Origin of the sequence: Martelella lutilitoris, from assembly GCF_016598595.1 — a bacterium.
Taxonomy (GTDB): Bacteria; Pseudomonadota; Alphaproteobacteria; order Rhizobiales; family Rhizobiaceae; genus Martelella; species Martelella lutilitoris_A.
This window is the reverse complement of sequence record NZ_CP066788.1, coordinates 69,950-83,065: the sequence shown is the minus strand read 5'-3', so window position 1 is coordinate 83,065 and position 13,116 is coordinate 69,950. Positions and strand designations below refer to the sequence as shown.

Annotated in this window: 11 protein-coding genes and 1 pseudogene; 5 read left to right on the top strand and 7 right to left on the bottom strand. The window is 57.4% G+C overall.

The window, feature by feature from the left end; translation table 11 throughout:
• Positions 1-2: 2 nt before the first annotated feature.
• Together JET14_RS21955 and JET14_RS21950 are read right to left on the bottom strand one after the other, a co-directional pair.
• Positions 3-1,385, bottom strand: coding sequence for an ATP-binding cassette domain-containing protein (locus JET14_RS21955; protein ID WP_200338460.1), 1,383 nt, complete (start codon positions 1,383-1,385; stop codon positions 3-5).
• Positions 1,386-1,401: 16 nt separating this feature from the next.
• On the bottom strand, positions 1,402-2,469 hold the full coding sequence (locus tag JET14_RS21950) for an ABC transporter substrate-binding protein (protein WP_246750685.1): 1,068 nt from the start codon (positions 2,467-2,469) through the stop codon (positions 1,402-1,404).
• Positions 2,470-2,768: 299 nt separating this feature from the next.
• Here JET14_RS21950 and JET14_RS21945 point away from each other — a divergent pair, with 299 nt between their 5' ends.
• Together JET14_RS21945 and JET14_RS21940 are read left to right on the top strand one after the other, a co-directional pair.
• Positions 2,769-3,512 carry a GntR family transcriptional regulator gene (locus JET14_RS21945; RefSeq protein WP_200338458.1) on the top strand — a complete coding sequence of 248 codons (744 nt, stop codon included), beginning with the start codon at positions 2,769-2,771 and terminating at the stop codon, positions 3,510-3,512.
• Positions 3,513-3,538: 26 nt separating this feature from the next.
• Positions 3,539-4,201: a cyclase family protein gene (locus tag JET14_RS21940; RefSeq protein WP_281435300.1), complete on the top strand. Its 663-nt coding sequence runs from the start codon at positions 3,539-3,541 to the stop codon at positions 4,199-4,201.
• A gap of 71 nt (positions 4,202-4,272) precedes the next feature.
• On the opposite strand, the pseudogene JET14_RS22850 reads toward JET14_RS21940, so the two are convergent.
• The 5 genes and pseudogenes from JET14_RS22850 to JET14_RS21920 all read right to left on the bottom strand — a co-directional run.
• Positions 4,273-4,481, bottom strand: a pseudogene (locus tag JET14_RS22850) (IS6 family transposase); the annotation flags it as partial.
• Between the two features lie 19 nt (positions 4,482-4,500).
• Complete coding sequence (locus JET14_RS21935) at positions 4,501-4,734, bottom strand: HepT-like ribonuclease domain-containing protein (RefSeq protein WP_200338454.1); 234 nt, start codon at positions 4,732-4,734, stop codon at positions 4,501-4,503.
• Positions 4,735-5,005: 271 nt separating this feature from the next.
• Positions 5,006-5,260, bottom strand: coding sequence for a hypothetical protein (locus JET14_RS21930; protein ID WP_200338452.1), 255 nt, complete (start codon positions 5,258-5,260; stop codon positions 5,006-5,008).
• A 252-nt stretch (positions 5,261-5,512) separates the two neighbouring features.
• A complete protein-coding gene (locus JET14_RS21925; RefSeq protein ID WP_200338450.1) occupies positions 5,513-5,755 on the bottom strand; it encodes a hypothetical protein in 243 nt (80 codons plus the stop codon).
• Between the two features lie 46 nt (positions 5,756-5,801).
• A complete protein-coding gene (locus JET14_RS21920; protein WP_200338448.1) occupies positions 5,802-10,196 on the bottom strand; it encodes an NACHT domain-containing protein in 4,395 nt (1,464 codons plus the stop codon).
• Positions 10,197-10,503: 307 nt separating this feature from the next.
• Here JET14_RS21920 and JET14_RS21915 point away from each other — a divergent pair, with 307 nt between their 5' ends.
• The 3 genes from JET14_RS21915 to JET14_RS21905 all read left to right on the top strand — a co-directional run bounded on the left by JET14_RS21915 (position 10,504) and on the right by JET14_RS21905 (position 13,038).
• The gene (locus JET14_RS21915) at positions 10,504-11,361 is read left to right on the top strand and encodes a DUF6615 family protein (RefSeq protein WP_200338446.1); all 858 of its coding nucleotides are present in this window, start codon (positions 10,504-10,506) and stop codon (positions 11,359-11,361) included.
• Positions 11,362-11,424: 63 nt separating this feature from the next.
• Entirely contained in the window at positions 11,425-12,024 is a 600-nt protein-coding gene (locus JET14_RS21910; protein ID WP_246750684.1) for a 3'-5' exonuclease, read from the top strand.
• Positions 12,025-12,222: 198 nt separating this feature from the next.
• Complete coding sequence (locus tag JET14_RS21905; RefSeq protein ID WP_246750683.1) at positions 12,223-13,038, top strand: metallophosphoesterase family protein; 816 nt, start codon at positions 12,223-12,225, stop codon at positions 13,036-13,038.
• Positions 13,039-13,116: the final 78 nt, after the last annotated feature.

The window sequence follows — 13,116 nt, the reverse complement described above, 5'->3', positions numbered from 1 at the left end:
CTTCAAGACTGGAACGAGGCTGCAATGATGGCCTCTTGCGACAATGACTGGTGATCGATGCAGTGAACGGGCTGACCTTCGCGAAAGACATAGACCCGATCGCAGTTTTCCAGCTCTTCGACCTCCGTGGAGAACCACACAAAGGTTCGCCCGGCATCTGCTTCTTCCCTGATGATGCGGTAGAACTCGGCCTTGGTGCCGACATCCACGCCCCGCATGGGGTCATCGAGCAAGACGATGGGCGCGGGCGCCGCCAGCGCGCGGGCCAAGAGCACCTTCTGCTGGTTTCCGCCGCTCAGTTCGGTGAGGCGCTGGTTGATATCGCGGGCGCGAATCCCGATCCGTTGCCGCCGGTCCTCCGCGAAGGTCTGCTCGGTCGCATGGGAAAGAAACAAGCCGCGCCGGATGGCGCCGAGACAGGAAATCGTAAGATTCTCGGCGATTGTCCATACCGGCAACACGCCATCGCTTTGCCTGTCCCCGGCGACGAAACTGGTCGGGACTTCCGTGCCGCGGCCCTCGAGCTGGATCGCCAGCAAGGCTTCGCGCTGGCCGTGGCCATCTAGCCCGGTAAAGCCGATGATCTCGCCTTTTCGGGCTACGGCTTCGACGGCGCCAGGAACCGTTACCATGATCGCATTGTCGGTATTGCCGGCGCGCTCCTGCCGCTGCCGCCGTGGGGCGCCATTGCCGCCCATGAGGGCAACGAGCCTTTCTTTCGGCAGGTCCGATGACGGCGCCTGGGCGACGACCGTTCCATCCTTCATCACCACGATCTCGTCGGAAACCGCATAGATCTCGTTGAGCCGGTGCGTGATGATGACAATCGAAACGCCGCGCCGGGCGGTCTTTCCGACGTAATCGAGAAACTGCCGGGTTGCCTTTTCGCCAAGCGCCGAGGTCGGCTCGTCCAGAATGACCATCGCCAATGGCTTGTCGAGTTCGGAAAAAGCTCTGGCGACCTCGACCATCTGGCGCTGCCCGATCGGCAACTGCGACAGCCTGGCACCGACGTCTATGTCATTGTCGGGAAAAATCTCGTCGAGGCAGGCGCGCATCATCTGCGCCGCGCGACGGCGCCAGCCGGGGCCTTTCAGGCCGCGATGCACGAGGCGGGCATTTTCCACCACATCGAGATTTGCGCACAGCGAGAGTTCCTGAAAGACACAGCGGATCTCGGCATTCGCGCCGATTTCCATATGGCCGGAGTCAACCCTGAGGTTATCCATCATGACATTGACGAGGGTGGACTTGCCGGCGCCATTGTGGCCGACAAGCCCGACGACTTCTCCCCGGGAGATCGTGAAGTTAACATTCGTCAATGCCTTTACGGGACCGAAGGCCTTGGAGATCCCCACCAGCCTGAGGACTGTTTGAGAAGTCATTGTCCGACCCTTCGGCTTATTGATTTGGGGCGGGCGTCGCAGGCAGCGGATCGCCGTTCTTGTTGGCGTCGATCATCTTGACGACCAGATCCTGAGTATAGGTCGGATTGGCGACCCCGCCGACCGGCGTTGCGGCCAGCCATGCGTCGAGATCGTCGCCATTGATCGTCAACAGCGGAACCTCGACCTTTTTCGGAACATCCTTGCCCGCCAGGATCTGCTGGGCCGTCCAGAAGGCGATCTGCGAAACGGATGGCGTTGCCGCCAGCGACATGGTCTGGTAGCCGTTTGCGTCTTTCTGTTCCTTCCACCAGGCCAGTTCATCCTGGCGATTGCCCATGATGATGATCGGCATCTTGCGGCCCGATGCGGCAAACGCCATGGCCGCGCCATAACCGTCGCCCCCCTGCGTGACCACCGCATCAACATCCGGCAAGGTCGGCAGCACGGTTGCCACCTCCTTCTGGGCAACAGTTGATGTCCATTGTCCGTAGACGGTGCCAACGAAATTCAGGTCGGGATAGGCTTCGGCGGCGGAATGCAGTCCGTCCGAGATGTCCTTGTCGGTGGAATCGCCGGCAATGCCGCGGATTTCGAGCAGGTTGCCCTTGTCGCCGAGCTGACCGGCGACAAAGTCGATCTCCTGCTTGCCCATCGACGCCCAGTTGTAGTTGACATTGTAGGCGCAATCTTCTGTCACCGTTCCCGCAAAAACGACAACGGTGATCCCGGCGTCGCAGGCATCGCGAACCGCGCCGTTGAGCGCCGTGTCGGACCCCGCCAGGATCGCGATTGCGTCATATCCTTCCAGGATCATGTTCTGGATCTGGCCGGCCTGTTCCGTCACGTTGTTGTTGGCGCTGACCATGCCGTAATCGGCGATCACGCCATCGGCGACAGCCTGTTTGGCGATCGCCTCGAAGCTCTGGTTCATGACTTGGCGAAACGAATTCCCGGAATAGGAATTGCTGAAGCCGATCTTCATCGTGCTGGTGTCGCCGTCGGCGACCTGAGCCATCACACTGTTGGCACAAAGCAGGGCAATGGCGGCAACGCCCAATGACAGTGATTTTGAGAGATGCATTTGTTCCTCCATAAAATGCATTGAGCGGTCATTGCCTCCAAACAACCGACCGCAGCACACTAATATAACTACCATGGTAGTACGTCAAGAGTTGATTGCGCCCTGATTTTGTGACAAGACAGAAAGGCAAATGAGGCTTGCGTCATTTTGGGGCCGGTGACCGTCTGTCAAGAGAAGACGCAAGCGGTTGTTGCTGACGAAAGTGATGCCTGCGTTGGCGGTTCGCTCTGCGAATCTGAAGACAAAAGCGTCTGGATTTGCGCTGTAGGCCAGCAGCACCAGAAACGAGAAAGTGCGACATGACCCAGTTGGCGGCAACTGAAACTATACCGGCATTGCGGGAATCGTGGCGGGAGTGGTTCGATCCCAAACAGCCGATCGTGACGCAGCTCTATCGCTATCTTCGCAGCGAGATCCTGACGCTGTCGATCGCGCCCAAGGTGAGGCTCAGCGAAAAGGACCTTTCGGACCGTCTGGGGCTCAGCCGCACGCCGGTCCGTGAGGCGCTGATCCGTCTGGCCGAAGAGGGGCTGGTTGATATTCTGCCGCAGCGTGGCACATTCGTCTCGCCGATCCGGATCAATCAGGTCAAGGAAGCGCAGTTCATCAGGGAGGCACTGGAGACCGCGATCGCGAGACGGGCTGCAGAAACGGTCACGGACGAGCTCATGATCCAGCTCGACCGGCTGATTGCCCAGCAGGAAGCAGCAATCGGCGTGTCCGATCTCGACGGCTTCTTGAAATATGACGAGGCTTTCCACGAGACTCTCTGCGAACATTGCAGTCTGAACCGTACGTGGAAAATGCTGCAGCACGTCAAAGGCCAGCTCGACCGCGTTCGATATCTAAGCCTGCCCAATAACAGGCTTCACGTCGATGACCTGTTCAACCAGCACAAGGTGATTACGGAGGCCATCCGTGCGCGCGACGCGCAGTCTGCCAGCGCGGCGATGGCACAACATCTGAGCGAAGTCTACAGCACCATAGAACGGCTTATCCGCAGCAAGCCGGAGATTTTCGATCTCAGCGAGGCGCAGGCGTAATCGTGGAACAAGCTCTCAACGCATTGATGGCGGGCTATGAACACATCGACCTGACTCATAAATTGTCGCCTGACATGCCCGTCTGGCCCGGACATCCGCCGATGTGTCACGATCTGTGCGAAAGCTACGAGACCGGCGCCGTCAGCAAGTTTTACGCCGTCTCCCTTGGCGAGCATACGGGCACCCATCTCGATGCCCCTGTGCATTTCGTCGCCGGTGGCGCCTCCATCGACCAGGTTCCGGTCACGCAGCTGGCCCTCAGGCTTGCCTGCCTGCAATTTCCCGAAAGGACCGCCGGTGCGCTGATCTCTGCCGATGACATTGCCTCCTGGGAAAAGCAGAATGGCGCCATTCGAGCAGACGATGCTGTGTTTTTCCATTTCGGCTGGGATCGCTATTTTATCGAAGACCGCGCGCTGTTTCTCGCCGGCTGGCCGGGGCTTTCGGAAGATGCCGCGCTTTATCTGGCCAAGGGGAATGTCAGGATGGTCGGCTGTGACTGCCTTTCCATAGACAGTTCCCGGACGGAGCATTTCCCGGCCCACCGGGTCCTTCTCGGTAACGGCATCCTGATCGGCGAGAATTTTAATAATCTCGGGCGGCTGCCGGCCTTTTCGACCCTCATCGGCCTGCCGCTTCCCATCGCCAACGGAAGCGGCGCCCCGATACGCGCGGTCGCGCTTGTCTGAAATGTGATCACACCAACGTCTCCCGGGAGACAAATGACCGGATACGGCGCGCCCTTTTCGCGCATTACGGCGCGTCGTATGCAAGCGACGAATGCGCACCGAAACGATTGACCCAGAGACGAATTGGTGCTCGGCCGATAATCACGCCATGTTCGGCAAGCGGATCCCCGACATCAGTCGTGCTCAGCGAGAATCGCTGCTACGCCCGAACCGCGTAGGCGATGATTTCACAACGATAACGATAGCCCTTCAGGCGCGGCAATGTGGATGGTATCTTTATGTGCCTCCTTGTAGCCAAGTCAGCATGGCTGAACAACATGGAGGTCGATGTCGAAGTAGCCATGCGCGATCCTGTTGCGCGTGCCACAAATGCTGCGCCAGCGAACAGTGGCGTGCGACTGCGCGAACGCCGGATAGTCGGCGAGAACCCCGCTTGCGGCCTCCCCGACAATCATCAGGCTGATGACAACGGCACGCTGTGTCTTGAGGTCAGCCAGGAAGTCGCCTTCGTCCATGCTGTCTATGAAGATCACAGCGTCAGCCGAACTCTGAGGATGTCCGCCAGCGGGAGCATCGATCAGTTGAATCCTCTCGTTTTTGTTCGACGCCTTGCGACCGCACTAACTGCCCTGCGAAGGTCGACATGCAGTGAGGTCAGCCTCGCACGCTTTCAAAGTGCCTGGACGATAAGCTTTCCTTTCGAAAAGCCTCTCAGCCGGCTCATGCCAGCGGTCAATCGCGGCAGGGCTGAGCACTGCGAAGCCCGCCCGGTTCTCCCGATCCATCATGGTTCTGCGCGTTACGCTAGCTGCCGAAACCATTCTTCGCGTTGACCATGCCGCAGACAATGTTCTGCGGGTACTGCTGGTACATCGGATCCGGGTGCACGAACGACTTGAACTGCGCCGACATCGGGTCCTTGAGCTTGTCCATGACCGCCGCCATGGCAGCCTTGGCGTTCACTTCTCCGACCTTCGCGATGCTGTCATCGAGTACCTGTTGCGCGGAAGCGGTCGAGGCCATAAGGCCCAGTGCCAGCGCGACGTATGCGTATTTCATTGCAAAGCTCCTAGCCACCATATGTCCTGAACTCTTCCTTGGGCGATTCCGGGATAGGCATCCCTGAAAACCCCAGCAGGGTGATCTTCGTCGATCCACTCCTCAAGGCGGTCTGGAAACGGTGGAACCTGATCACGACTGATAGCTTCGACATAGTCTGGCATCGTGACCTTCGATCGACGCAGATGATTCTACATCAGGATTGCAATTTTACACAGCTTCGTGAGATTGCCGACTTGTCCCGCTAGAGTGTCATTCCCCCTCAGCCTGAACCGACCCCTTTATTGCTTCTTCGCCGGAAATGGCATGGGGACGCTTGGAATCCGCCCACCATTCCGGCTCCACTTCCAAATCTCCAAGCGAATGAATGGTCCATAGGAGAGCAACCTCCATCTCGGATGGAAGCGCTTGCTCGACCTTTTTTGAATGATTCAAACGGCCGAGAATGTAGTTAAGTTTGCCCTCGACCAATACGGGAGCAAGCTGGTCCAGCATCGGTAGCAAGCGCCATCGCGCAAAGATCGTCGTGCGCGAACCCCGCTCATCTGGCAGGCATTTCTTTCGGTTCCCGCTTGGACGAGGCTTTCCGCTGACGGCCGCGTGATTTCGCGCGCTCGGTCGGCAAGCGCGGCTGGAGGTCGAGGCTGCGCACAATCAACCGCAAGCAGCCGCCCATTTCCTGCTCGATCCGAGCAGCTTCTTCATTCAACATGGTGATGAGCCCGGCTAAGTCTAATGCCGCGCCGCTCTCGGGGTGCAGCCACGTGCGGCTAGAATTAGCGCTGATGAGCAAACAGCCTGCGCGACTGTTTTCCGCTGCCATGTATTTGACCACGAGTTGGTCTTTGATCGTGGCTTTCAGGTCGGCGGCAGAGCGGTCCTTTTCGCCAATCTTCAATTCGATAATCGCCTCATGTTCCGAGCCGGTAGAGCGAAGGCGGATGTCGGTTTCTTTCTCATCGGCCGTCACCGCCTCCTGATCGACCGTATAAGCACCGTTGGCAAGGGCACGCAGTTCGCGGGCGACCTGCTGGCGCATGACTTTCTCATCATTGATGAGCGCCCAAGCCGCACGGGGCGAGTCATCGCGCAGCAACGCATCGTCGATGTCGCCCAAGCGATCGGTCAGGAGGGTGAACATCTCGTCGCGCGTCAGCGGCGGCAATTCGCCATAGCGATCGAGAGCCACCATGTCGCCCTCGGTGAAGGCGGCTGCATCTGCTTCCTCGGAGGCCCGTTCGCGAGCCATGGCCAATGCCCGGTCTTTGAAGTCGGCAAAGAGCGGATCCTCAGCCAATTTGAGTTTGATTGCCCAACCTTCAGCCCCGGAGGTCGACAAAAGCGCATTGACGATATTGCTACGCCCGCGTTCGGCATGATCGCGCGCGTTGGGCGAGAAGCTACCCACGTCCCGCACAATATCGTCGGAAGGGCGGATGTATTGGTAGGCAAGGCGTGCCAGCCGAAGGAGCAATTCCGGAGTGAAGCCGGACGCCGAAAGATAGGTTTCCTCATCACCATGCCGGTTGCCGAAGAGCGAGCTGAACCAATCCAATGCCGGACCCAATTTTTCTGGTGCATGTGGCTTTAAGGTTTTCTCGAGCGCATCGATGCCATCCGCCGCGTTGAGCCGCATCAGAATCGGCAACCAGATGCTGGCCATCGCATCTCTTGCACCCTCGGCCAGTTCTGTCTTGGCGAGCGTATGGATGTGCGCCGTGGTGTCGGAGTCGCCATGCTGCACGAGGACTTGAACCACCTGGCGAAGCCGGTTCGCGCGGGCGGCTTCATCCTCGTTGCGCCCAAGCCGCCATTTGCCCGCATCTAGCCAAGCACGAAGGCGTGGTACGAAAAGGCGCGCGACTGCGGGAGCACCGTACTTAATATCTTGCAGCATGCCGGAATGGCCCACCGCTGGCTCGTCAAGTTCCGCCGTCAATTCCGTTCCCAGTACGGTGTCGACCGCAGCTGGATGCGCAGTGGCAAATCCTTCCAGCCAAGCGGGAAAGCCGTTGAGTTCGATGGAAACGTAGCGCAGGGCCAATTCGGTCTCGTCTTGACTGAGCTTTTTCGCCCACTGAGAATCTTCCGCCTCGGCGTAGATCCCTGCGAGGCCCAGTTGCCACCGGGTCAGGTACGCACCTTTTTCTTCTTCGGGGCGTTCACTTCGCAAGGTCGGATGGTCTTTGCGCCAGAATGCCATGACCGCGAGGCGCAATCGGTCAGCAACCTCTTTGCCAAAATGCCGCTCGATGAAGCGTCTGTTCCAGCCCGAGGCCCGACTTTCCTCACCGTTGCGCTCCATCGCTCGCCAAAGATTCCAAGCGGTATTCTCAGAACGGTCAGTGGCAAACACCGATTCAGGGTCATTGACGATTTCGCGCCAGAACATCACCCAACTGGCATGGGCTTTCGCGTCGCGGCGTTCATCGTGCTTCCGCCGCTTGGCATCTTCTCGTTGCCAGCGCAGCTCTTCTGGGGCGGGCTTACGCGGCTGCGCAAGCTGGTCGAGGCGTTCAATCAAGTCCGGTAGATCAAGAACATGCGATTTTAGCGAAGCTAGGTGTTCGGTCCAGTCAACATTGTCTTCGCGAATGCGAATGGCTGCTTCGAGCATCATCGTGCGATCTTCGGCAGAGCGGCTGCGATCGGCGAGCGACGCGAGAACCCAACCAGCGTCGACGGCGCCTATATCAATTGCAGCCCCGTGAAACGCCAATCGGGCATAGCGTTTGAAGGGGTCCGTTTGTGGCTGATACGCTTGAAGAAATGCGTCTTCGGCCTCGAACATGAGACGCCGAGCTTCGGCCGGTAAGTCCGAAAGGGCTGCCGCCAACTGTTTGGCCATCTCGGTATGATCGTACTCGCGCTCTGCCAACCGCAACGCAATCGCCGTGGAACGCATCACATCAGGGGTCGTCGTGCCATTCCGAACCTGGCGGAGGCACGTTGCAGCCAGTGCTGGCAGAAGGAACTGCCGCTTACTGGCAAGATGGGGCCATTGCTTCTCGTTCCAGGCGAGCCCCTCCAAAGCCAGTTCGGTAAGCCCGGAACGTAGTGTGTCGAGCGTCTCCGGCGATAGATCGACATGCTCGATCAGGCGAGGGAGATTCCATGAGATACCGCCAGCGGAGCGCTTCTTTTCTGTGATCCGGGTGAGCACATTGTACAAGTGTTCTACGGAGAGGTGGGCTGGGAACAGCCGTAGCAGCGCAGCGCGTGAGAGACGGTTTGGCCAAATTGGCCCGTTTTCGGCCAAGCTGGTGCTGATTGCAGTAAGGCGGGCATCGTTCAAATGGACAAGCGCATCGAGTGCATCAATCCGCTCGCCCTCGGGCGCTGTGGCATCGACCGCGATACCGTAAGCAATATCCGCACAATCGGTCATCTTACCAAGGCCGATCAGGTCCAGTAGAATTTCGCGGATTTCGTGATTCTCGATGCCGCCTTCCCAAAGGCGCTTCACCTCCGGTCCCAAGTCTTTGGTCGCAAAGCGATGGAGCTGGACGCTGGGCACACGCAATCCCCGCCAGCCGCCAGCGCTATGGCGTTCAACATAGGAGCGTAGGGCTCGCTGTCGTTGCGCAGGCGAGAGCGATTCAGGGTCGCCGAAATTCAAGAGAACGTCTGGCTCGCGTCGCAGCAGTTCTTCAAAAATAGCATCGTCGCGCAGGGCCATCCACGCAACAACCGGACGTAGCGATGGCCTAACGACCTCGTCGCCTTGCGTCGTGGTCGTAAACAGAATGCGCTTAATCGACCGGACGGGCACACCCCGTTCGCGCAAGGCAAGAAGATGCTCGGCAGCCAGATATTCGATCACTGAGCGGTGGTGGAAGCGCACCCGACCATAAGAGGCAAAGCCGAAAAGCGACCGCTCCAGCAACGTCGTGCATTCGTCCTGCGTCCAGTCGTGCAGGATGGTTGAAGGATCAAGCGGCGCGTCGGTCGGATCGCCTTCGCGGTCTGCCTCAGCGCTATGGCGCAAGGTAAGCTTGCGGCTCAAACTAGCGGCGAGAGCAAGACGCCGTGCTCCTTTCAATGCCTTGTCGGCAGACAAAGCAGCCCTTTCTCGGCCATCTTGGCGCGGTTTCAACTTCACGGCGATGTCGCTCGCCACTTGGTCGCGATGCGAGCTAATGCGACGATGCTCTCGCCAATCGGCGCACAGTTCGATCAAGTCTTGGGGGCGGCGAACAAAATCCTCGGCGTTGCGTTGCCGGATGTCGGCGAGCAATGCATCGGGATCATCTACGCCTTCCTTGATCGCCATTTGCTTGATCTGACCATTCGAGAGAGGCAGGAGTGCAACGTTGCGCCAATCTCGCGCAATCTGCTCCTCGGAAGATTTCTGCGCTCGGCGCGCCATGACGCTATTCGCGAACTTCTCGCTGGTCGCGGCTTCGTGCGGTTCATCTGGCACCGGCAAAAACTGACGGAAGATTTGCTCATCGACTGGAATGGGGCGGGACGTGATAATAACGCGGACCCGGCCGAGCTGCCCGGCAACCGCTTTGGCCAACCGCTTCAGTGCCTGCTCGAATGATCCGAGGCTAAGCTTCAGCTCATCGATGGAATCGAGAAAGAACGTGGCGACATCCGATTGGGACGCATGCCAAGAATCGAAACGGATTTCTTCATCGTGCGATAGGAGATCGCGCAGGTTGCTGTGTGCAAGGTCTGCCAGTTCAACATAGAAGGCAGGTTCGCCAGCAGCCCAAAGCATTTGCTGCTGCGTGCGGCATTCATACGTTTTGCCTGCCCCTGCTGCGGAAATGATGAGGATACGTTTGGATTTTAGCAGGTCAGCCCAATTCGAGCCCTTGTGCCAGCCCAAATCCATGAGGAAGGCAGTTTGCTCGGCCTCATTGATCTTATCGTCAGGAATGTCCTGAAAACTGCGCTCGATGTCGTTGGTTTCGGGTTCTGTTGCCATGCAGTTCTTCTCTTGTTCAAATAGAACTTAATGCCAACACGGGATTCAGGCTATACCTGAATGGACCTGGAGCAGGTTTCCAGAGCGGCGCTTGATTTGTGTTTTCGGTATCAGCGATTGAATGTCTGTTCTTCACGGTTTTCCGCTGATAGCTGACTGACAGCAAACGGCCCCGTTTTTGTGGGTCAGGAAGGCGCGTCCAAAGCGGTCAGTGTGTGCAGCAGACGAAACGGCCAACATGGTACAAAATTGGTTGCAGAGTCTACAATAACAACCGAATATTCAGATTCTAACACTGGGAGACAGCATGATTTCCTTGCTCCACACACTGTTGGAACTTGGCCATTCCACCTCGAAGAACTTGGAATTCGCCCATTCGCCCCATGTAAAGGTCAGCTATGGAGAAGAGACGATTACCGAGACGAATTTGCTGGAAATCAGGCGGCGCCATCCACGCAAAGTAACACTGCTGACATTTTCAAAATTGCAGGAAAGCAAAAACACCGGGGCCGACTGGGAGTGGCACATTATCGGAAGAGCCTACACGCTGAAGATGCGCGTGCAAGCCAAGAGAATTCATAAGGCCGGTGGAATTGGAAACTTGAAGCAAATGGGCAAAGGAGCCGCCAAGCCGCAGATAGATTTACTCATCGAAGATGCAAAAGCGAACAGCCTCTTCCCTGCATACTGCTTTTATTGTGCCGAACCCCAGAGGTCCTACTGGGTGAAAGGGATCGCAGAAGAAAAAGTCGAAGCATTCGAAACCGGTTGCCTTATTGCGGACGCTGAAACTGTGAAATCAAAAGCGCCCAAAAAACTCAATAAGATCGAAAACGATACTGTTCCCTGGCATTTTTTGTGCGCGAGACATAAGTTCTCGGCGACGCAGGGCCCCTACCTTCAGCGATTGCAGGAAGACCTTCCAATTGAGCGATATATGGAAGAAATCATCCCGTCCTATGAAGGTCGCGCGACCGATATTGGGCTGCCTACGATCTTCCAATTGAACGATTGGCGCTCCAGGCTGGACGAGAGAAAAGGGATATCCCGCACGCCGGAGGCCGTTGGCGAAGAGATCATTCCAGAGGATTTTGAAAGGCGAGGAATAACCAGAATTTTAAAAATCGACGTGCGGCAGCCGGACCTGTTCGCGATAAGAGGCTAACCAACTGAGCTATCGGGCTACGCGCAATCCCATTTATTTGCAATGGTCTCGATCTGGCCTTCGATGATGGAAACAGCCTCGAACTCGCTCAGCAGAAAACTAGATACGGCCACAGATCACATGAATTCGATGACCGGCAAAAATATAGAAACACTCATGGCCCTGGATTTCGAAGCCTCATCTCTATCGGCAGAGAGCTGGCCGATCGAAGTCGGCATATCATGGATTGAAGGCAACCAGGTTCAGACATGGTCGTCGCTGATACGGCCAGCATCGGTCTGGAATCGTGCGGATTGGTCGAGGCAAAGCGAAGCTGTGCATGGGATTTCGATGTCGGATCTGGAGACCGCCCCGACCGTTGAAGACGTCGCCCAACAGCTGATGCCCAAAATCGAGGGCTTTATTCTGGTTTCCGATGCTCCAAAACTCGAAACCCACTGGCTGAGCCGTCTCCTTGTCGCCGCAGGCTGGACACCGTCAGCAAGCACTGTCGAAGACTACGATGCTGTGAGCTTCGCTCATTTTGATGGCCTCGCCCTGGATTTTCTATACGAAAAGCTCGAGCGCATGCGTGTGCCCCATCGGGCCGGCGCCGACAGTGCTCGCCTGGCTTCGGGCTGGCTCAAGGCCTCGCAGGTACGCGAGCAACAGAAAACTGGATAATTCCTCGAATCGAGGCGGTTGCCAATTTGCAGGGTGAAATCGCAAGGTCTGCCGAAGGCAGCCATTCTGAACAACAGTATGCAGAAATCGACCGGCTTCCCGCCTGGCAGGTTTGCGTGTTACGCGATAGCGATCCGATCGTCCGAGTGCTAATCAGGCAGCAACCACGCGAAATGGCAATACCGAACCAGAGCGCTCATGATGCGAATACTCGTTACAGCCGATTGGCACTTGGACTTCTGGTGGCGAAGCTATCGCGATCCTTTTGCGACGTTTAGGTCGATTTTCGATGGGCTTGACGCTCTTGTTTTGGCGGGGGATCTCGCGAACAACCCATCGCAGAACTGGCCAAGGGGTCTGGAGCAGCTGTCACGTCTGATTAATCCGGCAAAGGTATTCATCCTGCCAGGCAACCACGACTATTATCAGTGGCAACTCGATGGTGACGAGCGGCTGAAGTCATTCGTGGAAGATGCCGGGATGCGCTTTATCCAGAAGGAGGCGCTGGAGCTCGGTGGTGTTCGTTTCCTTTGCTGCACGCTTTGGACAGATTTCTGTCTGACCGGGGATCGTGGAGCCGCAATCCGGCAGGCGAGCTATCGTATGACCGATTATGATCGGATCCGGATCGACGGGAGAATGGTGCACCCGGATGATACGATCGGAGTTCATGCGGACCATCTCGAATGGTTGACGCGAAAAATCCAGGAGCCTTTTGACGGTCGTACCGTCATCGTCGGCCATCATGCGCCCAGTCCATGTGTGGCTGGACCTGTCGATGATCTGACGCCTTGTTTCGCTTCCGGTCTGGACGGATGGATTTTGCGGCATAGCCCCGACTTGTGGCTGTTTGGGCATACGCACCGACACCTGAGCGGACAAGTCGGAAGGACGCCGATCGTGAACGTTTCTTTCGGGTATCCGGAAAACGTCAGAGCTGATGCGGAAGCGGATGTGTTGCTGCGGGGTCTGATTGACACAGACAAAGCCGGTCTGTTGGCGCGGGAAGCTTAGCACCGGCTGATCGGCGCTGCGTGGCATCTATTTTTTCAATTCATCGGTAAGGGGAGAGATCAGTAGGCGCCCGATTTG